Source organism: Acinetobacter sp. TY1, from assembly GCF_048551395.1.
GTDB lineage: Bacteria > Pseudomonadota > Gammaproteobacteria > Pseudomonadales > Moraxellaceae > Acinetobacter.
This window is the reverse complement of the sequence record NZ_JBLYZK010000026.1, coordinates 20,790-43,237: the sequence shown is the minus strand read 5'-3', so window position 1 is coordinate 43,237 and position 22,448 is coordinate 20,790. Positions and strand designations below refer to the sequence as shown.

At 37.6% G+C, this 22,448-nt stretch carries 19 protein-coding genes; 9 read left to right on the top strand and 10 right to left on the bottom strand.

The window, feature by feature from the left end; genetic code table 11:
- Positions 1 to 140: 140 nt before the first annotated feature.
- Together ACK2M2_RS13205 and alaS are read right to left on the bottom strand one after the other, a co-directional pair.
- Positions 141 to 1,349: a tyrosine-type recombinase/integrase gene (locus ACK2M2_RS13205; RefSeq protein ID WP_419349214.1), complete on the bottom strand. Its 1,209-nt coding sequence runs from the start codon at positions 1,347 to 1,349 to the stop codon at positions 141 to 143.
- Positions 1,350 to 1,641: 292 nt separating this feature from the next.
- Positions 1,642 to 4,335: an alanine--tRNA ligase gene (alaS, locus tag ACK2M2_RS13200; RefSeq protein WP_419349212.1), complete on the bottom strand. Its 2,694-nt coding sequence runs from the start codon at positions 4,333 to 4,335 to the stop codon at positions 1,642 to 1,644.
- A 573-nt stretch (positions 4,336 to 4,908) separates the two neighbouring features.
- Between alaS and ACK2M2_RS13195 the strand changes: the two genes are divergently transcribed.
- The 3 genes from ACK2M2_RS13195 to ACK2M2_RS13185 all read left to right on the top strand — a co-directional run bounded on the left by ACK2M2_RS13195 (position 4,909) and on the right by ACK2M2_RS13185 (position 6,786).
- On the top strand, positions 4,909 to 5,037 hold the full coding sequence (locus tag ACK2M2_RS13195; RefSeq protein WP_419349210.1) for a hypothetical protein: 129 nt from the start codon (positions 4,909 to 4,911) through the stop codon (positions 5,035 to 5,037).
- A 332-nt stretch (positions 5,038 to 5,369) separates the two neighbouring features.
- The gene (locus ACK2M2_RS13190; protein WP_409511792.1) at positions 5,370 to 6,398 is read left to right on the top strand and encodes a type I glyceraldehyde-3-phosphate dehydrogenase; all 1,029 of its coding nucleotides are present in this window, start codon (positions 5,370 to 5,372) and stop codon (positions 6,396 to 6,398) included.
- 58 nt (positions 6,399 to 6,456) lie between these two features.
- The gene (locus ACK2M2_RS13185) at positions 6,457 to 6,786 is read left to right on the top strand and encodes a hypothetical protein (protein WP_409511791.1); all 330 of its coding nucleotides are present in this window, start codon (positions 6,457 to 6,459) and stop codon (positions 6,784 to 6,786) included.
- A 146-nt stretch (positions 6,787 to 6,932) separates the two neighbouring features.
- On the opposite strand, the gene ACK2M2_RS13180 is transcribed toward ACK2M2_RS13185, so the two are convergent.
- Positions 6,933 to 7,448 carry a hypothetical protein gene (locus tag ACK2M2_RS13180; protein WP_409511790.1) on the bottom strand — a complete coding sequence of 172 codons (516 nt, stop codon included), beginning with the start codon at positions 7,446 to 7,448 and terminating at the stop codon, positions 6,933 to 6,935.
- A 386-nt stretch (positions 7,449 to 7,834) separates the two neighbouring features.
- Between ACK2M2_RS13180 and ACK2M2_RS13175 the strand changes: the two genes are divergently transcribed.
- From ACK2M2_RS13175 to ACK2M2_RS13160, 4 genes are all read left to right on the top strand, one after another.
- Positions 7,835 to 9,001: an ATP phosphoribosyltransferase regulatory subunit gene (locus ACK2M2_RS13175; RefSeq protein ID WP_419349207.1), complete on the top strand. Its 1,167-nt coding sequence runs from the start codon at positions 7,835 to 7,837 to the stop codon at positions 8,999 to 9,001.
- Between the two features lie 72 nt (positions 9,002 to 9,073).
- Entirely contained in the window at positions 9,074 to 10,393 is a 1,320-nt protein-coding gene (locus tag ACK2M2_RS13170) for an adenylosuccinate synthase (protein WP_409511788.1), read from the top strand.
- 197 nt (positions 10,394 to 10,590) lie between these two features.
- Positions 10,591 to 10,896 (top strand): hypothetical protein, encoded by a 306-nt coding sequence (locus tag ACK2M2_RS13165; protein WP_409511787.1) that lies wholly within the window; start codon positions 10,591 to 10,593, stop codon positions 10,894 to 10,896.
- Between the two features lie 119 nt (positions 10,897 to 11,015).
- The gene (locus ACK2M2_RS13160) at positions 11,016 to 11,795 is read left to right on the top strand and encodes a M48 family metallopeptidase (RefSeq protein ID WP_409511786.1); all 780 of its coding nucleotides are present in this window, start codon (positions 11,016 to 11,018) and stop codon (positions 11,793 to 11,795) included.
- A 111-nt stretch (positions 11,796 to 11,906) separates the two neighbouring features.
- Here the strand turns inward: ACK2M2_RS13160 and ACK2M2_RS13155 are convergent, their stop codons facing one another.
- Together ACK2M2_RS13155 and crp are read right to left on the bottom strand one after the other, a co-directional pair.
- Positions 11,907 to 12,956: an NADP(H)-dependent aldo-keto reductase gene (locus ACK2M2_RS13155; RefSeq protein ID WP_419349204.1), complete on the bottom strand. Its 1,050-nt coding sequence runs from the start codon at positions 12,954 to 12,956 to the stop codon at positions 11,907 to 11,909.
- 162 nt (positions 12,957 to 13,118) lie between these two features.
- On the bottom strand, positions 13,119 to 13,823 hold the full coding sequence (gene crp / locus ACK2M2_RS13150; RefSeq protein WP_409511784.1) for a cAMP-activated global transcriptional regulator CRP: 705 nt from the start codon (positions 13,821 to 13,823) through the stop codon (positions 13,119 to 13,121).
- Positions 13,824 to 13,974: 151 nt separating this feature from the next.
- On the opposite strand from crp, the gene ACK2M2_RS13145 reads away from it, so the two are divergent.
- Positions 13,975 to 14,400, top strand: coding sequence for an OsmC family protein (locus ACK2M2_RS13145; protein ID WP_419349202.1), 426 nt, complete (start codon positions 13,975 to 13,977; stop codon positions 14,398 to 14,400).
- A 182-nt stretch (positions 14,401 to 14,582) separates the two neighbouring features.
- Here the strand turns inward: ACK2M2_RS13145 and ACK2M2_RS13140 are convergent, their stop codons facing one another.
- From ACK2M2_RS13140 to ACK2M2_RS13120, 5 genes are all read right to left on the bottom strand, one after another.
- Positions 14,583 to 15,386 carry a peptidoglycan DD-metalloendopeptidase family protein gene (locus ACK2M2_RS13140; RefSeq protein ID WP_419349200.1) on the bottom strand — a complete coding sequence of 268 codons (804 nt, stop codon included), beginning with the start codon at positions 15,384 to 15,386 and terminating at the stop codon, positions 14,583 to 14,585.
- Positions 15,387 to 15,560: 174 nt separating this feature from the next.
- Positions 15,561 to 16,262: a hypothetical protein gene (locus ACK2M2_RS13135; RefSeq protein WP_419349198.1), complete on the bottom strand. Its 702-nt coding sequence runs from the start codon at positions 16,260 to 16,262 to the stop codon at positions 15,561 to 15,563.
- A 221-nt stretch (positions 16,263 to 16,483) separates the two neighbouring features.
- On the bottom strand, positions 16,484 to 18,460 hold the full coding sequence (locus ACK2M2_RS13130; protein WP_419349196.1) for a family 2A encapsulin nanocompartment cargo protein cysteine desulfurase: 1,977 nt from the start codon (positions 18,458 to 18,460) through the stop codon (positions 16,484 to 16,486).
- The gene (locus ACK2M2_RS13125) at positions 18,435 to 19,367 is read right to left on the bottom strand and encodes a family 2A encapsulin nanocompartment shell protein (RefSeq protein ID WP_419349193.1); all 933 of its coding nucleotides are present in this window, start codon (positions 19,365 to 19,367) and stop codon (positions 18,435 to 18,437) included. Before ACK2M2_RS13125 ends, ACK2M2_RS13130 begins: the two co-directional genes overlap by 26 nt.
- A gap of 272 nt (positions 19,368 to 19,639) precedes the next feature.
- Positions 19,640 to 20,143 carry a rhodanese-like domain-containing protein gene (locus ACK2M2_RS13120; protein WP_419349190.1) on the bottom strand — a complete coding sequence of 168 codons (504 nt, stop codon included), beginning with the start codon at positions 20,141 to 20,143 and terminating at the stop codon, positions 19,640 to 19,642.
- A gap of 296 nt (positions 20,144 to 20,439) precedes the next feature.
- On the opposite strand from ACK2M2_RS13120, the gene epsC reads away from it, so the two are divergent.
- Positions 20,440 to 21,348: a serine O-acetyltransferase EpsC gene (gene epsC / locus ACK2M2_RS13115; protein ID WP_419349187.1), complete on the top strand. Its 909-nt coding sequence runs from the start codon at positions 20,440 to 20,442 to the stop codon at positions 21,346 to 21,348.
- Positions 21,349 to 22,448 lie beyond the last annotated feature (1,100 nt).

The window sequence follows — 22,448 nt, the reverse complement described above, 5'->3', positions numbered from 1 at the left end:
CTGTGCTTGACTCTTGTGGTTAAAAACAGGACATTTTAAATGGTTTATCGCATAGACATTTTAATTGGTGAATAACAACTTGAACTTTATCTATAAGCATCAATATTTTATATGAAACCATGATAGGGTTCAGCGCACTATCATGGTTTCTTTGTAAGGCATGTCAGCTTATCAAGCCACTTTGTATATGCTTCAGTCTGCTGCGGTATGTACTCATAATAATCATATGTGCCTTGTTCACCAGGCATTACATGACCGATCATCAATTCTGCAACATCTCGTGAAGTGAATGCACTAAAATTTGTCCTAGCTGTTCTTCGAAGGTCGTGTAGAGTCCAATGCTTCATATGATAATCGTGATGTCTGCGTAATCTTTCCATAACATTCGCTGGCAGGGCAATAGAGGCTCCATTACCCATAGGTGTATCAGCATTATCATTTGTCAGAAAGTATTCACTATTATTATGTTCCATTGCCTCAATAATTAAATCTTCCATTTCAGGGAGAATCGGACGAATTATTTCACGGCCAGTTTTTTTACCAACTTTATTATTTTCAACAGGAACAATCCAAACTTTCTTTTTGAGGTCAAAATCTTGCTTCTTGGCTTTACGCAGTTCTCCATTTCGACATCCGAACATCAAACAGAGTTTTAAAAATATTTTATTTTTCGGCAATATTTTTGATTCATCAATAGCCATCAAAACCATTGTTATTTCTTCATCATCTAATATTCGATTAACTCTATTCTTTTCAATTCCTAAGTCTTCTTTGGCGTAAATATCAGATAGGGCATTCACTATAAGCAGTTCACGCTTCTTAGCCCACTTCAGAACCTGCTTAGCATTGGTAAGTATACGCTCAGCAATAGACGGTTTTTCTTCTGCTAATTCTTCTAAGACAGCAAGCCATTGTTGTAGGGTGATCCGGTCAATTGGTAAATCACCAATTTTAGGAAAAACATGCAATTCAAATGAAGTTCTTATATCTGCAGCAGATGATTTCTTTTTTACACAATAGCTTTCATACCAATCATCAAAAACTTCTTTTAGTGTAGAAGCATTAATATATTTTTGTTGCTGTACTCTAATTTCTATTTTGGGGTTTTGCCCTTTATCTAGCAGCGAACGCATTTCATTGGCTTTGATTCTGGCATCTTTTAGCGATAGGTGAGGGTATGTACCTAAATCTAATCTCTCTGCTTTACCTGCAAATCGGTAACGTAATTGAAAAACAATTTTGCCTTTAGGTGAAATACGAACACTCATAGAGTCCCGATCTGCAACCTCTTCAGTTTTATCCCGGACTTTACCATTATTGTTTTTTAGCCACGCATCAGTGAGAGACATATAGCACCTGTGTACATAATTTTAAAAGACAAACAAAAGCTACGGATATGTACACAAGTGTGTACAAAATCAACGTGGCTTATTGTGTCTTAATATGTCTTGGTGTGTCTATATTAAAAGCAGTTAAAGTTAAGATAATAAAGGATTATATGGCTAATCATGTCTTAACTTGTCGTAGAGTGTCACAATAGCACCAATCCTTTTGAACGATTAATGCCATAGTTGTTCCATAAGAGCTTTGACCCTGATGTCACCATCGAGGGTCAGTTACACAAAAGGTAAAGGTGAAGTATTATTTTGCTTCAAGCCAAGCTGACAGATCAGCCATCACAGGAGCAAACTTCTCGTTAAGTGGCGCGCCACCTTGTGCTAGATCAGGTTTACCACCACCTTTACCACCAAGCTCAGAGGTTAAGTGTTTGATGATGTCACCTGCTTTTAGAGTCGCTGTAAAGTCTTTTGCAACTGATGCGATTAAGCTGACTTTGTCATCTTCCACACCTGCAAGGACAATGACAGCATTGTCTAATTTTGATTTTACACCGTCATGTAGATTACGAAGTGACTTCGCATCCATGTTTTGTACGGTTGTAATTAATGTTGTACGTCCTGCAATTTGTTGAACTTGGTTCAATAATTCAGCTGCTTGGAAGCTCGCCAATTTTTGATTGAGTTGCTCAATTTGTTTTTGCAAGCTTGATGCAGTTGCAGATAAAGCTTCAACTTTCTCTACAGTTTGATCTTTTTGTGCTTTCAATAGTTCATTGATGCTATGAATATCACGATCAGCTTTTTGTACAGTTTCAATCGCTTTCGTACCTGTCACAGCTTCAATACGACGTACACCCGCAGCTACGCCACCTTCAGATGTAATTTTGAATAGACCAATATCACCAGTACGTTTTACGTGAATACCACCACAAAGCTCGATTGAGAAGTTTTTCTCGTCTTGTGTTGTACCCATAGACAGTACACGAACTTCATCGCCATACTTTTCACCGAACAACATCATTGCACCTTTTGCTTTCGCGGCTTCGATGTCTAGAATTTCAGTTGAAACTGCTGTATTGGCAATAACTTCACGGTTAACAATACGTTCAATTTCTTGCAATTGTTCAAATGACACAGGTTGGTCATTGGCAAAGTCGAAACGTAAAATTTCTGAAGCAACCAAAGAACCTTTTTGCTGAACATGTTCACCAAGCACTTGACGTAGTGCTGCATGCAATAAATGTGTTGCAGAGTGGTTACGTGCAGTTGCAGTTCGAAGATCAGCTTTAACAATTGCTTCAACAGATTGAGTTGCTTTTAGGCTACCAACAGTTACGATCCCTTGGTGCACAAAAGCACCACCAGATTTTTTGGTATCTTGAACTTCAAAAATACCCGTATCATTTTTAAATAGACCTGTGTCACCGACTTGACCACCGCTTTCTGCATAGAAAGGGGTTTGGTTCAGTACAATAAGCGCTTCGTCACCTTCAACTACTTCATCAACTTGCTCACCATCTTTGTAAATGGCAATAATTTGACCTTGACCTTGAGTTGCATCATAGCCATCAAATTGAGTTTCGCCTTCAACTTTAACAATGGCGTTATAGTCGACTGCGAATTTACCCGCATCACGTGCACGTTGACGTTGAGCTGCCATTTCAACTTCAAAGCCAGCTTCATCGATCGTTAAATCACGTTCACGAGCAATATCGGCAGTTAAATCAGCAGGGAAGCCGTAAGTGTCGTAAAGTTTAAAGACAACTTCACCTGGAATCACTTTTTCTTTTAGATTTGCCAATTCACCTTCAAGCAATTTCAAACCTTGTTCTAAAGTTTTTGCAAATTGTTCTTCTTCTTTCAGTAATTGTGCTTCGATACGTACTTTTTGTGCTTCAAGTTCAGGATAAGCTTGACCCATTACAGCAATTAAAGGCTGTAACATTTTATGGAAGAATGAGCCTGTAGCGCCGAGTTTATTGCCGTGACGTACTGCACGACGAATAATACGACGCAACACATAACCACGACCTTCATTTGAAGGATTCACGCCATCTGCAATTAAGAAACAGCAAGAACGCGCATGATCGGCTACGACTTTTAGAGATGCAGGATATTGTACAGGTGTGTTTTTCTCAGTAGCTTCAGCTTCAAGTGCAGTCGTATCTAAACCAATGATTTCTGCTGCTGATTTCAATAAGTCTTGGAATAGATCGATTTCATAGTTTGAATTTACATGTTGTAAAACTGCAGAAATACGCTCCAAGCCCATACCTGTATCAACCGATGGTGCAGGAAGTGCGTGAAGTACGCCGTCTGCTGTACGGTTGAATTGCATGAAGACGTTGTTCCAGATTTCAATGAAACGATCGCCATCTTCTTCAGGTGTGCCTGGTAAGCCACCCCAAATATGATCGCCATGGTCAAAGAAAATTTCAGAACAAGGACCACAAGGACCTGTATCACCCATTGCCCAGAAGTTATCTGAAGCGTATTGACCGCCTTTATTATCACCAATACGAATTATACGGTCGGCATCTAGCCCAATTTCTTTGTTCCAAATATCAAAGGCTTCGTCATCGGTATGGTAAACAGTGGCATATAGTTTATCTTTAGGAAGTGCTAACCATTGTTCGCCAGTGAGGAAATCCCAAGCAAATTTGATCGCATCACGCTTGAAATAATCACCAAATGAAAAGTTACCCAACATTTCAAAGAATGTATGGTGACGTGCTGTGTAACCGACATTGTCTAAGTCGTTATGTTTTCCGCCTGCACGAACACATTTTTGTGAACTTGTTGCACGAACATAGTCACGCTTTTCAAGACCTAAGAAACAGTCTTTAAACTGATTCATACCGGCATTGGTGAAAAGCAGAGTAGGGTCATTGGCAGGTACTAGTGAACTTGACGCGACACGTGTATGTCCTTGCGATTCAAAGTAGCGCAAAAATGCTTCACGTATTTCAGCAGTTGTCATAAAACGAGTACTCACAACCAAGTCACTCCTTAATTTTTCATATTGGCTAAAAATGCACAGGGCAAGTCTGATTTGTATGCTTATTCTGTACACGGGCTTAATTTTTTAAAACGCCAAAGTATAACGGAAAAACACAGTTGTACCAATGATTTTCAAGTGAATCGCAGGTTTTTCTCTGTAAAAGCGAAGGGGGAAAATTTAGGGGGTATCACTTTATAAAAAATTAGATTTATGGGGAATATTTAGTGTGTCATTAACGTTCATAAAGTACGGTTGTGTGCTTTTTATTGCTTTTTATTGCTTTTTTACACGTTCTTTACATGTTTTAAGGGGGTAACCATGTGAAGTTTTATTTTCTTTTAAGTTGATGCCCTGTAAACCATAACGGATTCTGTACTTGTAGAGCCTATCGAATTAGATCGTGCAGGTACCACGCTTGCTAAAATGATGTTAATTGATATTCATGATGCGTTTTCGGGTCAGGTTTAATCAAATATTAATATTAAAGGTTTAGCTTCCGAAAGTTATGCGAAGACAGTGCTCAATCGTAACCAGGCTGTCGGTAAAGTTAATTAAGCTATTTTAAATGTGAATGATGGTTCTGTAGCGTATGGTCATCCATTTGGTGTAACTGGAGCGCGTGTCATTAGTCGAAGATTGTACGAGCTTCAACAACAGCATATGCCACTGGTGGTACTGGCGTGGCAATGGTTTTAGAGGTAGATTAAATCTTTTAATTGAATTTAAGTTTGTGAATGAAAATATAACTAAGAATGAATGCTTCTATTTTAATTTTATTCCTTATCTTTATGTGAAATAGAGTTTTGGATGGTGATGAGTTTTAATTTTTGGCTATGCTGAGAAGTCATTTTGTCAGCATTAAAAAGAGACTGTTTCTAATATCGATAGTGTTGTCATTATTGAATATGGAGCAGTTCTAATTGAAATGCTGAATTATTTATTTGATTGATGTGTAAATTATCACAGTAATTTGTTCAAATCCTATAACATATAGCCTTGAACGGCTTGTGCTGTAAAAGGGAACTCAGATGCAACGTGTGGCAATTAATGGTTTTGGGCGAATCGGACGGAATGTCCTGCGTGCGTGGTTTGAAAATCCAAAACCGTTCCATTTTGAAATTGTTGCAATAAATGATGTTGCAGATGTAGAAACTTTAGTTCACTTGTTTAAATATGACACCACGCATGGACGTTTTGATGGTGTCGTTAATATTTTACAAGAAGGTGAAGATATCTTTTTATGTATTGATGCCCGTCAGTGCAAATTGAAAGTTCAAGTTTTACAGCAAGCTGATCCTGAACAACTACCATGGCAAATGCTCAATATTGACTTGGTTCTAGAATGTAGTGGTTTATTTCGCTCACGTGCTGCGGCAACGCGCCATATTACTGCGGGTGCAAAGCGGGTCATTATTGGGGCTGCACCTTTTGATACTGTAGATGCAGCGATTGTGTATGGTGTGAATCACCATGATGTGAAGCCAACGGATCAGATTATTTCAGGCGTTTCTTGTACTACACAGGCTTTAGTGCCATTGGTTAAAATTATTGATGATGCCTTTGGTATAGATACAGCTATGATGACGGAGATTCATGCAGTTACGGCAGATCAGTGCGTACTTGATCACGCACACCGTGATTTACGTCGAGCGCGTGCAGCAGGGCATAACATTATTCCAACAACGTCATCGGCTTTGGGGGCTTTAAAGCAAGTCATGCCAAAGATGGAGGATCGCATCGATGGTTATTCAATTCGTGTGCCGACCATCAATGTTGCAGCAATTGATTTAACCTTTATTGCACAGTCAGCTATTAGTACTCAAGCCATTAATGACAAAATGATTGCAGCAGCCCAATATGACTATGCTGAAATAATGTCGGTGACCAATGAATATTTGGTGTCGAGCGATTTTAATCATTCACCTTATTCGTTGGTGGTCGATTTGACCCAAACAATGGTGGTAGGTCGTCAAGCAAAAGTTTATGCTTGGTATGACAATGAATGGGGTTATGCAAATCGGTTACTTGATTTGTCAGAATCCTTTTATTTTTCATAAAAATAATAGATCGAAAGCTTAAGTTGAAAGCATTAAAATTTTTAAGGGGGATGAGTAGATGAATTCAATCTTACTGGGGATGTTGTTACTGTATTTAGCAATTGCGTTATTGGTTTGGCAACTGACGAAAATTAAAAAAGACTTCATTGCATCACAAATAGAAGTGAGTGATTTAAAAAATAGGGTCAAAGCACAAGAAGATCATCTCAAAGCGACTTTGAATATTATGCAAGATTTGGCAAAAAAAATGCAGGTTCAACAAGAAGCAATGGATGTGAACATAGCACGCTTAACTCAAGTGGAAATTCAGAATGCTGAACTTGTTGGTGTTTTGACACGATCTATTCAACATGCGGTTGATGTTAAAAATGGTGTGAGTGATAAATAAAACTATATCAAATGAAGCTCGGTTTTATCTGATTGGAATTAAAATCAATGATATAAAAATGTCTACAGGCATAAATGAAAGCATTGGATTAATTTCAAATGAAATAGAAAGTATAGGTCAATGACTATACTTTCTATTTTAATAGATTAGCCTTCTTCTCGGTTTAGAAAGCCTTCTTTAATTTTTTCTGGCATTTCAGCATGCCACCATGCATAGATAGAGGTCTTGATTTCTTCATCTTCATCAGGATCATTAAAAGGTTCATCATCTTCACGAACTAACTCGTCATCTTCAAATTTGAACCAAAACTCCCAAGGATCATCATCACCGCAGCCCCATGCTTGAGCATGTATCTCGGGTACAAGTGCTTTTAAAAAAAGTAGAATGGCTTCAATAAACTCATCACCTGCTGAACCGTGAACAAAATGAGCAACAGAATAGCCTGCAGTCGAGTGTATGGATTCAGGTCCTAAATCAAAGTCGATCTGATCAACAATATCGGTGATATCTTCAGCAAGTGCTTGCCCATCCTCAGGGTTGAGTTCAACGGCAAATGAGATAAATTTTTCTCGATCCCCTCTGTGTTCTTTAAATAAACGGTCTAGCTTGACCATTATATTGATATCGGCATGTTTATAGTAAACATTGCTATGTAGTTCCATGAATTTCCCCAATACTATTCATTTGTATTTTGTTGATTGTTTGACAGTGTGCTTTACTTTTACTTCGTTGGTTACTTTTGTTTCATGAGGATGATGTTTTATCCTGTGTGGATGGAAGAAGTATATTTATAATTGAGTTACTGACCAATTCATTATCTCTGTTATTTGTGGTTTTTTAAGTTTAAAAATGAATAACATGAGCGATGCAATGGCAATACTTATGTACTCATGTGAACGATGTCGTTTTCAATATAAGCAGAAAGCGTGTTTTTATAAAAAAGTCTAATGCACAGCTTTAACTATCGTGCTAAAATAAGAGAAATCGGGTGCGTTCCCGATTTTTTTATGCGGATTCGTTCCGCGCAGACAGGATTTAGGTCTACAACATGCCCATTTCAGAGACATGGTTATTACCTGATGGTGTAGCTGATGTATTACCAGAGCAGGCGCAAATTATTGAAAATTTGCGTCGTAAAGCATTAGATTTCCTTGCGACTCGAGGTTATCAATTGGTGTATACGCCGTTCATTGAATACATCGAATCTCTTTCTTCTCTTTCAGAATCGAATCAAGATTTAGACTTAGCCACTTTTAAAGTAATCGATCAACTTTCAGGTCGTTTATTGGGTGTGCGTGCCGATATGACACCACAAGTGGCACGTATTGATGCACATGTACATCAAGTACAAGGTGTTGCTCGTTACTGCTATGCAGGAACAGTACTTCATACTAAACCACAAGGCTTTAATACCACACGTGCGCCATTACAATTGGGTGCAGAGTTATTTGGTTCAGACAGTTTAGATGCCGATGTTGAAATGATTGATGTCATGCTGAATCTGATTAAAACAGCAGGTTTAGTTGATGGTGTCCATCTTGATTTAGGGCATGTTGGTTTATTCCGTAGTTTGGTTAAGCATGCAGGTTTAACAAAAGTAACAGAGAACCATCTTTCTGATTTATATCAACGTAAAGCTTTGCCTGAGTTGGCTGAGTTTACGCAAAATCTAAATTTTGGTGCAGATTTTTATGTGTTGGGTCGCTATGCAAGTGACTTAGATGCATTACAAGCCAATTTAAGTGCTGAACTTTTTGAAGGTGCTGCATTTAAAAATGCATTTGATGTTTTGGTTGCGACCAAAGCCGAAATTCAAGCACGTTGGCCTGAGTTACATATTGGTATCGATGTGGTTGAGCTGCGTTCATATCATTATCATACGGGTTTAATGTATGCCGTTTATGCACCAAACCGTGCAGAACCACTCGCAAAAGGTGGGCGTTATGACGGTATTGGTGAACACTTTGGACGTGCGCGTCCTGCAACAGGTTTCTCGTGTGATTTGTATGTTCTAAGTTCAGGACAATATCAACACATTGAGCAAGTGGTTGCGCCCAAAGGTACAGATAAAGCAATGCTTGAAGCGATTGCCTCTGTACGCCAACAGGGTTTAAGTGTAATTCAATTGTTAGGTAATGATGATTTAAGCTCTGTACCGAATGCAACACATCAGTTGGTGTTTGTTGCTGGTGAGTGGAAAGTCGAACAAATTTAATCGTTAGGCATCAATAGTCATGTCATTGATGCCTGATTTTCAATTTTAACAGCATGATGTAATGAGGCTATTATGGGCAAAAGTGTTGTGGTACTCGGTACTCAATGGGGCGACGAAGGTAAAGGTAAAATCGTTGACCTGCTCACAGATCAAGCAACTGCGGTTGTACGTTATCAAGGCGGACACAATGCAGGTCATACCCTCGTAGTGGGTGGGAAGAAGACAGTTCTTCACCTTATTCCATCTGGTATTTTGCGTGAAAATGTACTGTGCTTAATTGGTAATGGTGTTGTACTTTCACCTGCAGCATTGATCGAAGAAATGGATATTCTTGAGAAAGAAGGCGTACCTGTAAAAGAGCGTCTACGTATTTCTCCAAACTGCCCATTAATTCTTCCAAACCATATCGCACTTGATCAAGCACGTGAGAAAAAACGTGGTAATGCGAAAATTGGTACAACAGGTCGTGGTATTGGCCCTGCTTACGAAGACAAAGTTGCGCGCCGTGCAATTCGTGTTGCTGACTTAGTTCGTGGTGGTGCTCATCTTAAAGCTCAACTTGAAGAGCTTCTTGAATACCATAACTTCCAATTGACTCAATTCTACGGTGTAGAAGCGGTTCAGCTTGAAGAAGTACTTGCACTGTGTGATCAATGGCGTGAAGTGGTTGCACCATTAGTAATTGATGTAACAACAGAATTGCATAACTACCGTAAAAACGGTGAAAACATCATGTTTGAAGGCGCACAAGGTTCACTCCTTGATGTTGACCATGGTACATATCCGTATGTAACATCTTCAAACACGACTGCGGGTGGCGTAAGCTCAGGTTCTGGTCTTGGTCCATTGCACCTTGACTATGTATTGGGTATTACTAAAGCGTACACAACACGTGTAGGTGCAGGTCCATTCCCAACTGAACTTGTTTATGATGCTGCAAATGATGTCGGTGATGCGATCGGTAAACATCTTGGAACAAAAGGTTCTGAGTTTGGTGCTTCTACGGGTCGTCAACGTCGTTGCGGTTGGTTTGATGCTGAAATTTTACGTCGTTCTGTAGATGTAAACTCGCTTTCAGGTATTTGCTTAACTAAACTTGACGTTCTTGATGGTCTGGAAGAAGTAAAAATCTGTATCGGTTACGAAGCAGCAGATTCAGGTTGTGTCGGTTCATCTGATGCGCTTGCATTTGAAACTTTAAAACCAATCTACGAAACTATGCCAGGTTGGTCTGAGTCTACTTTTGGTGCGAAATCAATGGATCAGTTGCCACAAGCGGCAATTAACTATGTGAAACGCCTTGAGCAGTTAATTGAATGCCCAATCGACATCGTTTCAACTGGCCCTGACCGTGAAGAAACAATTGTGATGCGTCATCCATTCGATGCTTAAGCCATTGATTTGATGAATTGAAGAACCCCGATTGATTCGGGGTTTTTTATGCCAAATTAAAAGCCATCATCAAACGTTAAAAAGATCAGATTCAGGACTAAAGTTGCATTTGCTCATGGCTGTAGATTTGTAATATAAGATATAGGATTTTATGCAGATCAATACTGCATCATACAAAGGTGAATTGGGAATGCCAAATGCATAAAAATATTTCAGGAACGATGTTTTACTCTTTATTATTTGCAATGGGTGGCGCACCGACAATTGCCATGATGATGATTACCACGCAGACCAATGATCCTGCTATTATCAATAGTGCATTGATTGGGCTGAGTGTCATTATTGCGTGTATTTTGGTTCCTGTGATCCTCATTCAAAATTCAGTTTTATTTTTTAAACGTAAAGATCCTGTTTGGGAAGAAAAAATTCAGCCACTTTGTCATGTGTATTTGGGCTTAAATATTTTGTGTTTGGTCTATTGGTTGTGTATTCAGTTTTTATAAATCAGATTAATTACACAATTAATATGAATAAGTAGAAATATATGATTCAAACATGTAACAGGATTTCTTATAATGCGTGGTAATTTAGGATTAAACTTGAGTAATTGGAGACTATTATAATGAAAAATAACTTGATGTTAGGTATGTGTGCTGTAGCAGTAATGGCGCTATCGGGTTGTACGACTATTGCAGAAATGAGCGGGGCTGATTCAGCAACATTGAACTATAATGCAACACAAGGTTTTAATAAAACTGTGACAGATGCGCGTTCAAAAAATGTATTAGATACATCATCTGCAACATATAAAAAAATTAATAATGCGTTTGTTCGCTTAAAACCCTATGCAGATCAGTTAAATCAAACGGGTCAAAAATTTGATTGGCAGTTGGCAGTTCTAAAGTCTGATCAAGTCAATGCTTATGTTGCACCTGGCGGTAAAGTGGTGTTTTATACAGGTATTGTGAATAAATTAAACTTGAGTGAATCTGAGGTGGCTGCTGTAATGGGGCATGAAATGGTTCATGCCTTAGAAGAACACTCGAAACAGAAAGTGGGTGCGCAGGCATTGACTAATCTGGCTGTCGGAATTGGTAAATCTTATGCGGGTAGTCAGCTTGGTGAATTTGGTAATGCTGCAATTGATCTGGGGAGCCAAGTCGGCGTCGGTTTACCATATTCACGTAATTTGGAAAGCCGTGCCGATCAAGGTGGCTTAATGTTGATGGCAAAAGCAGGCTATGATCCTCAAGCTGCAATTACGCTGTGGGAAAAAATGGCGAAGCAAGGTGGTGCACAAGGTTCAGCGTTATTGTCTACTCACCCGACAGATAGCCAACGTATTAATGCAATGAAGAAAAATTTAGCTGCGGCACAAGCGGTTTATAACGCACGTAAATAAGTTATTAATCTTGTTTATTCAAAAGGATGCCATGGCATCCTTTTGTTATTTTTATCATATTAAAATGATCACTTTATGCAAACTTTAAGATGATGCAAGTTTATATTGCTTTTAAGGGGCAGGATTGGGCTGTTGACGGTGAATGGTTTCAATACCTTGTAAAACCTCTTCGGATAAATCGACATCAAAGGCTTGAATATTTTCTTTGAGCTGTTGCATGGTGGTTGCACCAATAATTGTACTCGTAACGAAGAATTGATGCTTAATAAAGGCTAATGCAAGTTGCGTTAGTGTTAGACCATGCTTTTCAGCGAGTAAAGCATATTGTTCAGTAGCCCAATCGCTTTCTGGGTTGCTATAACGGGTAAAGCGTGAAAATTTGGTAATACGACCTTCTTTGGGACGCGCGCCGTGACGATATTTTCCTGTTAAATAACCAAATGCAAGGGGGGAATATGCAAGTAGCCCAATGCCTTCATGATGAGCAATTTCAGACATACCAATTTCATAAGTACGGTTGAGCAGGCTATACGGATTTTGCACGCTGACAATTTTTTCTAAGCCCAGTTCTTTTGAAAGTTGAAGAAATTTCATGGTTCCCCATGGCGTTTCATTGGATAAGCCAATATGGCGGATCCGTCCTTTTTTAACTTCCGCAGAGAGTGCTTCTAAGGTTTCGACCAAAGGTGTCATATTGTGGTTAAAATGTGCTTGCTCATTGTTATAGCCTAACGTGCCAAAGAAGTTAGTTGGACGTTGTGGCCAATGCAGTTGATAGAGGTCGATATAATCAGTCTGTAAACGCTTGAGAGAGCCATCTAATGCAGATTGAATCTCCGAAGCAATGAAGCGAGTTTGACCATCACGAATATGGCTTCCACCTTGTGAAGGTCCTGCAATTTTAGAAGCAAGAAATAGTTTGTCGCGTTGCCCGTGTTTTGCAATCCAATTCCCAATGATTTGCTCAGTTGAACCTTGCGTTTCAGGCTTAGGAGGGACGGGATACATTTCGGCAGTATCCCAAAAATATAAACCTTGATCTAAAGCATAATTCAGTTGTTCAAAAGCTTCTTGTTGATTGTTTTGTTCACCAAAGGTCATTGTGCCAAGGCAAATTTCAGGGACTTGAATGCCCGATTGTCCTAATGCTTTAAAGTTCATTTCTGTTCCATAAATGATGATACGACTTTAAACAACATAGGGAGTATCAAAATAAAGTTCAAGAGAAAAACCGTGTTCATTACAAGAAGGGCCTGAATAGTTTGAAAAAATCATAAAAAAAAGCAAATCCGAAGATTTGCTTTTACTGAATAAAGAAGAAAATCATTCTTCTTCAGCATCACCTTCGGAGAAAGTTGATTCTTCAAGGGATACATCAAAAATAAGGATGGCTTTACCATCAGTTTCGATCATGCCTTGCTCTTCAAGCGTTTTTAAAACACGACCAACCATTTCACGTGAACAACCGACAATACGACCAATCTCTTGACGAGTGATACGGATTTGACGGCCATTAGGTAAAATCATTGCTTCAGGTTGAGAAGAAAGATCAATTAAGCAGCGTGCAATACGACCTGAGACATCAATAAATGCAAGGTCAGTCACTTTACGAGTTGTATTTTTTAAACGACGAACAAGCTGAGCAAAAACAGCGTAGCTTAAGTCAGGGTGTTGTGTGCTGATTTCATTGAAATTTTCATAAGAAATTTCTGCAATTTCACATACATCACGGGTTCTTACTTCCGCGGTACGATGTGCATTTTGCTCAAAAAGACCCATTTCACCAAAGAAATCTCCAGGGTTTAAGTAAGCAACAACAATTTCACGATCATCATCTTCACGTAAAATAATTGAAACAGACCCTTTTAGAATCAAATACAAAGATTTTGATTCTGAACCAGCATCAATGATTGTTGAACGCTTAGGAAAGCGATTGATGTGAGCTCGTTTAAGTAATGCTTTGACTGACTCAGGTAGTTGACCAGGTGACAAAGCATCTGTACTAAGTTGTGCAAAATTTGATGACATGCTTAAAAATTCCGAATAGGATAATAACTAGATCTGCTGATCTAAGTTGAACTCGTCACATAGACGCAGAAGAGATGAAATTCCGTATCAACTCATTTTATGCTAGTGTACAGGTATCCTGTAAATTTATAGCTTTTTTAAGGTAGTTGCAATGCACACGAGCGTACATTGGTTAGAGAATGTTGCTTTCGAAGCAAAATCGGAAAGCGGTCACCAAGTTGTTATGGATGGATCAGCGGAATATGGTGGTGAAAACCGTGGTCCACGTCCCATGGAGTTAATATTAATGGGACTTGGTGGTTGTGCATCCTTTGATATTGTGACCATTTTGAAGAAATCTCGTCAAGATGTGACTGATGTAGTCTGTCAACTTAAGGCTGATCGTGCAGATACAATTCCAGCGGTTTTTACTAAAATTCATTTACATTTTGTGGTGACTGGTAAAAATATTAAGGAAAAACAAGTATCTAAAGCAGTTGAGTTGTCTGCTGAAAAATATTGTTCAGCAAGTAAAATGTTATCAGATGGTGGTGTTGTGATTACACATGATTTTGAAATCATTGAAATAGCTCAATAGTTATACGATTTTTATGAGTAAAAGTGAATCAAATGATTAGCTTTTATTCATAACTTTTTAAAAAATATGAAATTTTAAAAAATACGCATAAATTATTACAAAATGTTTCTATATTCATTTTTTTACATAATAAGCTTTTTTGTTTAAATAAACTTAATATTTGATTGATACTTTATGCAACTCTATCGAGCCAAAAATAACTGTGGATCGACACGCGCATTGTTTAAACTCATCCCCCAATGTAAATGAGGGCCTGTGACTCGACCTGTTTTACCGACCAATCCGAGTACTTCGCCTTGTTGTAACTTTTGACCTTTTTGTACATCAATTTTACTTAAATGACAAAACATACTGATCAGTCCTTGTCCGTGATCAATTAGTACCGTATTACCATTAAAAAAATAATTGCCTATAGCAATGACTGTACCATTTGCGGGTGCAACGACTTTTTGTCCAACAGGTGCAGGAATATCAAGTCCTGAATGTGGAGCACGTTCTTCGCCATTAAAAAAGCGTTTTCGTCCAAATGAATTGCTAAATTTCCCAGCAGTAGGGCGAATAAATGTTGGGAATTCTTTCCATTGTTGTGGTGTGAAAGATGTGTAAATCGCATTTTGTTCTTTGGCTTCTACAGCATAGCGGTCGAGTTGTTCTTGTTGTGGGTTTACATAATCCTGATTTTTTACACTTAACCGCTGTTCGGCATATTTATACGGCTTCACCTCAATATTAATTGGGCCATTTGAGCTTTGTAATTGTAATGTTCCTAAGGGTGCTGAAAGTGGGATACCAAATATAATTTGATTCATTGAATTGATGCCTTCAACGACTAATACTGGTTTATTTTCATAGGTAATGTTAGTGACAGTTTTAGCAACAGGAATTACTGCAATACCGCCAGCACGGCGTGAGTCTTGGGGTAGAGCAAAAGTTTGTGTCGTGGCAATAAGACCACAAATCATCAATATTTTTTTGATAGAGAGCATAAAGTGTAAATATCTAGGCTAGTTTTGGAAAGTATCACGCTTTTATAGAGATTTGCTCAAGCGTAGCTTTGTTAAATTGTGCTTGTTGTTTTAAATAGCCTAAGTAAATTTATCATTAATTATGCCTATCTATTGTGTAGCGGGAGCATGCTTAATAACTTAGTTATTAGTGACTTATTTAAGCTCACATAAAAATAATTGCCATGCTTCACTCAATTGAGCTTCATCCAATGCCATTTTAAGTTGAGCTGACATAAAAATTGAGTGATCTAATTCAGGGTCTTGCCACAGGTCTACATCACATGTAAGAGCTTCTTGAGTGATTGCGATTGCATGATCTGCGTAGTCAGCATGGTATAAATCAAAAAGTGGATAACCTTTATGTTTAGTGTTTCTATACTTATGCAGTTCTTCCGTACAGTATTCAGGACGTAAATAGCTCCGTAATTCAGCGATATTGAAAAAATAATAAGTTTGATCATTTACGGACTCATTGAGCTGAATATCAAAAAAAGATAAAGGGTAGAGTGCACTTTCGCCTAAACGAAACTTTTTTAATATATTGGCGCACGGCTCAGTGAGAATAACAAAGCCATCTTGGGTACGAAAAAAACTGGGTAAATTAACTGTTTTACTAAAGCCGTGAGCATATAAAATAGTAGGAGTATTTTCAGGTAATATTTTTTCACTTAAATGATATTGATCTACAATTTTTATTTTAGAGCTACGCATTTGTTTTCTTTTATTTTTCTCATATTCTGCTTCGCCTTTAATTCTGTAAAGTTCAGCATAGTCGAATATCTCAGGGAATGATAAATCAAATACCCGATAGTTTTCATCAAACATAATGGTTGTTGTCCATACTTGATTAGACATTTTTTTCTTCCAGTTTGAGTGCAGTGCGTGTTGCAATATTAGCATTAAGCCTATTTTTTATAAGATTGAAATTCTAATTCTGCGACAAGAAATGTCGTTAAAAAAGCTAGATTTGAAATTTACCCATGTTTTATAAAAGATAAAAGTTATTATCCTATGAATAAAAAATCACATGCTTAACGAATTAAACATGTGATCTATTTCCTATTTAGACTTTATTTTCAAATAGAGTCTGAATTAAGCCTTAATTGGTTTTGCACGGCAATTGGTTTTGCACGGCGTAATTGATGCAATACTGAAACCAATAAATCAATTTCCTCAGTGGTATTATAAAATGCCAGAGAAGGGCGTACCGTACGTTCTACACCAAAATGGCGCAAGATCGGTTGAGCACAGTGATGCCCTGTACGAACGGCAATTCCATATTGATTTAAAACTTTACCGACTTCTTCAGTTTCATAACCTGCCAAAGTAAATGACATCACGCTTGCTTTGTTCAATGCGGTACCAATTAAGCGCAAACCTGAAACGCTTTGTAACGCATGTTGACCATATTCAAGCAAGTCATGTTCATAACGAGCAATATTATGGATACCAATGCTTTCTATATATTCCAAAGCAGCACCTAGACCGACTGCATCTGCGATATTCCCTGTACCTGCTTCAAACTTATTGGGTGCAGGTTGATAAATTACATTTTCAAAAGTGACATCTTGAATCATATTACCGCCACCTTCCCAAACAGGCATGGTGTCGAGTAGTTCAGATTTGGCATAAACAGCACCAATACCTGTAGGACCAAAAACTTTATGTCCAGAGAACACAAAGAAGTCAGCGTCTAAAGCTGTAACATTGGTTGGCATGTGCGAAACAGACTGCGCACCATCAATTAAGACACGTACACCTGCAGCATGTGCAAGTGCAATGATTTCCTGAGTTGGCGTCACCGTACCTAAAGCATTAGATACCTGAGTAATCGAAACAAGTTTAGTTCGAGGATTAAGCAGTTTTACAAACTCCTCAATCTGAATTTGACCTGTATCATCTACTGGAATCACACGCAGTTTGGCACCTGTTTCTTTGGTCAACTGGAACCACGGAACGATATTGGCATGATGCTCAAGGTGGGAAACGATGATTTCATCGCCCGCTTGAATATTTTGCTTGCCCCATGATTTGGCAATCAAGTTAATACCTTCAGTTGTACCACGTACAAAAACAATGTTTTTTGCTGCAGGCGCACCAATAAAACGAGCCACGACATCACGTGCATGTTCATAAGCATCACTGGCACGTGCTGCAAGTTCATGTGCCGCACGGTGAATGTTCGAATTTTCATGTTCATAAAAATATGAAATACGATCGATCACAGCTTTAGGCTTATGCGTTGTCGCTGCATTGTCTAACCAGATGAGTTGCTTACCATTGACACGTTCTTGCAAAATTGGAAAATCTTTACGAATTTGCCAAATATCAAACGGTTGATAGTTTTGCGTTGTCGTTGGAATTTGCGAATCTGAATGTGGTCGAGCCGTTTCAATACTTGGGGATTGAAGAAAATAATAACCAGACTCCGCTGTAGGAGGTTTGTCATTACGATCTTGCAAAACGCCACGTAATTGATGATCATTGGTCACATGAAAATTGTCAAAAGCATACGGGTTTTTCAATACATCGACTTGCGTAGCATTGCTATTTACAGTTTGAGGACTCACAGCTTCAGGCTGTGATAGATCCAAAAAGTAGTAATTTGATGACGCAGTGCTTGGTGTTGCAGCAGGCACATTGGCAGGTGCAGATTGCTGAGAAAACGAACTCGGCGCAAAAGACAAATCTAAACCATGCGTCGCCGCCAATGGATCAGGCGTATTCGCACCACCGACAATTGGTGAAGAAGATAAAATTCTACGCTCAGGATGGTCAGCTGTTGGTTCAACAAAATGTTGCGTTGACGTAGGATTTAAACTGGTTTGTTGAAGTACAGCAGGCACACGACCTGACAACGCAGCAATCGGATCTCTAGGTTGTGGTTGATGGCTCGGTAAGTCAAAGTTAAAACCTTGCGGGTTTTGATTAGGTAAAGCCGAGAAAAATTCCGCAGCTAACTGTGCAATCACAGATTCGCTGATCGGTGCATCAGGCACACCCGAAGCAATATCTGCTGTCGGTTGGTTACTTGTAAGTTGTTGGATAGTCATGGTATTTATCTACCTCCACATCTTCAAGTACAGCAAGCGCATCATCTGTCAAAACAGCAAGAGAACAATACAGTGAAATTAAATAAGATGCGATTGCATTACGATTAATTCCCATGAAACGTACAGATAAGCCTGGTGCTTGTTCGCCCGCAAGACCTGGTTGGAATAGACCAACAACACCTTGACGTTTTTCACCTACGCGAAGCAAGATGATCTTAGTTTTACCATCTTCAACTGGGATTTTGTTTGAAGGAATAAGTGGAATACCACGCCAAGTAATAAACTGCGAACCGAAAAGGCTTACTGTTGGAGGTGGCACACCACGACGTGTACATTCACGACCAAAAGCTGCAATTGCGTCTGGGTGTGCAAGGAAAAAACCTGGCTCTTTCCATACTTTACGAAGTAGGTCATCGAAATCATCAGGTGTTGGCGCACCTGTTAAGGTAGAGATACGTTGCTCATCTGCAACACTTGCCAATAAACCGTATTCAGGGTTATTGATCAGTTCGCTTTCTTGACGTTCTTTGATGGTTTCAATAGTTAAACGTAACTGTTCTTTAATTTGATCATGTGGACTGCTATATAAGTCAGAAACACGTGTATGAATATCGAGAACAGTGGAAACTCCATTTAAGAAATATTCACGAGGATTAACTTCATAGTCCACAAATGTTTGTGGCAGAGTTGCTTCATCACGCTGTGTGCAAGCGACTTGAATGTCATCGGTATTACTGACTTTGTTGACACGGTAAATACCTGCTTCAACAGGTGTCCATTGCAATAAATGGGTCAACCAACGCGGTGTAATAGTCGATAGTTGAGGAACTGTTTTTGTCGCATTGGCAAGTTGGCGAGCAGCTTGATCACTGAGTGCTTGGCGTGAGATTTCTTGGTTTTTAGCCATGTTTTAATCCTTCGGATATTTTAAAATTAATTTTTATTACTACTGCTAGGAATTACTTGTTTGTACGTATTTACTAATTTTCTCCAATAAAAAATAGATTTGATCATGCGTTGTAAAATTAATTTTTCAAAAATCATGAATTTTAATAAGTATTGATCTTTATTGGATTTCATTAATTTTAGGTGTGTTTTATTTTTAGACAACATCAATTATTCATAAAACTTAATAATCGAATAATAAATCAACCCACTATATTATTCCGATGATTCATTTTATTCCTGACGCCAAGGAAGTCCGTGAAAACGCCAACCGTTAAATGAGCCACGATGATTATTTTCATCAAGATCACCTTCAAAGCCTTGATCAATATTATAAATATTTTCAAAACCGGCATTGAAAGCGACATTGGCAGCGGCAGCAGAACGCTTACCACTACGACATAAAAGTAAAATAATTTTATCTTTACCGACTTTTGTTTCAAGCTCTTTAGCAAAGCGAGGATTTCGATTCAGTGCAGTTCCTGTTGCCCATGGAATATGTACAGTATCTTCAACATAGCCGACAAATTTGCGCTCTTCATTGGTACGAACATCGACAATGACGACTTGAGCTGTCTGAAATAATGCCCATGCTTCTTGTGGAAGAATTGTACCCGTGAATTCTAAGTAATGTTCTTCAACACGTTGTTTTGCATCGTTAAGAATGATATCGAGATCTTGTTTTGATAATAGGTTTTGCCCCGAAGTGGCTGTGTGTAATGCATTTAAACTGTTCATATCAACACCTTTGATTTTATTACAGCAGGGCTGTACTTTAAAATATTTGAGAAATTGACATTAAATATAATGATTTTTTATATTCTTAAAATGAATAAAAATTGCTTTGCTTATTCTTAAAGTTGCAAAATAATTGGTGGTTTGTAAGTGCAGCATTATTCTAAAATTTAGATAAGTATAGCTTAATAATGGTTATCTAAAATTATGCAAATAAAATAGTATTTGTATGAAGAACTTGAATAATATGTAGGATTCAGTTGTTAACTTAACTAATCCATAAACCGATAGGTAAAACCATGAGTCAATGGAATATTAATAATATTGTGAATGAGTTACAGGCAGCACGTAACGAATGGCGCACAAAACAAAAAAGCCTCAAAGATTTTGGTGGTCGAGAGTTACCATCGAAAGAGGAAATTAAAAAGATCATGAGTGATTTATGTGGCATTTTATTTCCAATGCGCTTAGGACCACATGATTTGCGTCAACAAAGTGAAAATTATTATATTGCACATACGCTTGAAAAAACTTTGTATGCATTACACGAACAAGTAAGTTTAAATCTGACTTATGATCATAAATATCGGAAGAATGCTGGTAATCTTGAGGAAAGTGTACAAACAGCACAGGAAATTGTTAAAACCTTTGCAGAGCAATTGCCTGCGCTACGCCGTATTTTAGATACTGATGTCATTGCGGCATTTGAGGGTGATCCTGCGGCACGTAGTGTTGATGAGGTTCTCTTGTGTTATCCAGGCATTTTAGCGCTTATTTATCATCGGGTTGCACATGAATTTTATAAGCAAGGTTTGTCTTTATTGGCGCGTTTAATTGCTGAAATTGCCCACTCTAAAACGGGGATTGATATACATCCTGGTGCTCAGGTCGATCAAGGTTTTTTCATTGATCATGGTACAGGTGTCGTCATTGGTGAAACCTGTATTATTGGTAAAAATGTACGGATTTATCAGGCCGTGACATTAGGTGCGAAGCGTTTTGAAGTAGATGAAGAAGGACATTTGCAAAAAGAATATGCACGCCATCCCATAGTTGAAGACAATGTTGTTATTTATGCAGGTGCAACAATTTTAGGTCGAATCACCATCGGTGAGGGTGCGGTTATAGGGGGGAATGTCTGGATTACCAAAAGCGTTGCACCGAATAGCGCGGTCTCACAAAGTTCGGCAACAAAATCTCAAGTTTAGTGTTTAAGTTTAAATTTTATTTAATCAAATAGAATTGAAAATTTTTATCTTGGATAATATTTAAATCATTCATTTGATGGATTGTTGAAGTTCAAAAAGTGCTTTAAAAAATATCGATTTCACTTAAAAACCATCTTGTGAATAGCATCAAAATAGTGATTGCTCGAAACATTATTTTAGTCACGATTGATGTGTCAAATATTTTTAGTATTTTTAAAATAAAAATATGAGTTCGACAAAGTCTTAATGACTTGGTGTTGATTAAATCTGAAATTAAGGGAGCATTATGAATATTTTTGAGTTTGTTCTCTTAAAATATGGTCGAAAGAGGATTTACATACTGATTGGATGCTCAGGGTAGATTGAGCCCTTGCTGTTAGATAGTCGAGATAATGATTTAAGAGAGGATAAGGCAGTTTATTATAACTTAAAACATTTTGTTAAATAATTATATCTATGATAATTATGAAGATTATCGATGATATTTTTTTAAATCAAAAAAAATTGAAAAGGTAAATAAATATTTGAATAGTGCATTTAAGCCTGAATTCATCTTCAACTTTGCCAATTTGGTTATCCAATTTTTCATATAAATTTAATTTCTATAGATTTGATCTTATTCAAGCTGATTTAAAATATTATTCTCAATTTATTTACTTTGAGTAATTCGAATAATTGTAAATGGCGAATGATTTATTTTAATTAGCTAGACATTATTTTTAATCACTTTTTTAATATGCTTTAAATTTTAATTAAGATATTAATTGTTTTAATCAACTTATATTCAATGGTAAAAATATATTTTATTAAATAAGTTATTTTAATGAATGATTGATCATTATGTATTTTTTTTAAATTTTACTGCATGAAGATACTAAAAAATAATATCGCCATAATTAAGTAACACCAATGATAATGTAAATATGACTATAAGTTTACCTAAGTTAAACATTATTTTTATCCTCATTTACATACTTTAAAGCATATTATGATAAAGATAGATTATTAAGGTTTATCTGTGTGTTTTTTTCTAAATATCTGCTTGAAAAAGCATTAATGAGGACGCATATTATGGTTAAAGTCTATTTAAATTTATCTAT

Coding starts and splice junctions, on each gene's coding strand:
- ACK2M2_RS13155 (WP_419349204.1), bottom strand. CDS start 12,956: ATGAACTTTAAAGCATTAGGACAATCGGGCATTCAAGTCCCTGAAATT.
- ACK2M2_RS13125 (WP_419349193.1), bottom strand. CDS start 19,367: ATGGCTAAAAACCAAGAAATCTCACGCCAAGCACTCAGTGATCAAGCT.
- ACK2M2_RS13135 (WP_419349198.1), bottom strand. CDS start 16,262: ATGTCTAATCAAGTATGGACAACAACCATTATGTTTGATGAAAACTAT.
- ACK2M2_RS13180 (WP_409511790.1), bottom strand. CDS start 7,448: ATGGAACTACATAGCAATGTTTACTATAAACATGCCGATATCAATATA.
- ACK2M2_RS13185 (WP_409511791.1), top strand. CDS start 6,457: ATGAATTCAATCTTACTGGGGATGTTGTTACTGTATTTAGCAATTGCG.
- ACK2M2_RS13205 (WP_419349214.1), bottom strand. CDS start 1,349: ATGTCTCTCACTGATGCGTGGCTAAAAAACAATAATGGTAAAGTCCGG.
- ACK2M2_RS13130 (WP_419349196.1), bottom strand. CDS start 18,460: ATGACTATCCAACAACTTACAAGTAACCAACCGACAGCAGATATTGCT.
- ACK2M2_RS13170 (WP_409511788.1), top strand. CDS start 9,074: ATGGGCAAAAGTGTTGTGGTACTCGGTACTCAATGGGGCGACGAAGGT.
- ACK2M2_RS13190 (WP_409511792.1), top strand. CDS start 5,370: ATGCAACGTGTGGCAATTAATGGTTTTGGGCGAATCGGACGGAATGTC.
- ACK2M2_RS13140 (WP_419349200.1), bottom strand. CDS start 15,386: ATGCTCTCTATCAAAAAAATATTGATGATTTGTGGTCTTATTGCCACG.
- ACK2M2_RS13145 (WP_419349202.1), top strand. CDS start 13,975: ATGCACACGAGCGTACATTGGTTAGAGAATGTTGCTTTCGAAGCAAAA.
- ACK2M2_RS13120 (WP_419349190.1), bottom strand. CDS start 20,143: ATGAACAGTTTAAATGCATTACACACAGCCACTTCGGGGCAAAACCTA.
- ACK2M2_RS13160 (WP_409511786.1), top strand. CDS start 11,016: ATGAAAAATAACTTGATGTTAGGTATGTGTGCTGTAGCAGTAATGGCG.
- ACK2M2_RS13175 (WP_419349207.1), top strand. CDS start 7,835: ATGCCCATTTCAGAGACATGGTTATTACCTGATGGTGTAGCTGATGTA.
- epsC (WP_419349187.1), top strand. CDS start 20,440: ATGAGTCAATGGAATATTAATAATATTGTGAATGAGTTACAGGCAGCA.
- ACK2M2_RS13165 (WP_409511787.1), top strand. CDS start 10,591: ATGCATAAAAATATTTCAGGAACGATGTTTTACTCTTTATTATTTGCA.
- crp (WP_409511784.1), bottom strand. CDS start 13,823: ATGTCATCAAATTTTGCACAACTTAGTACAGATGCTTTGTCACCTGGT.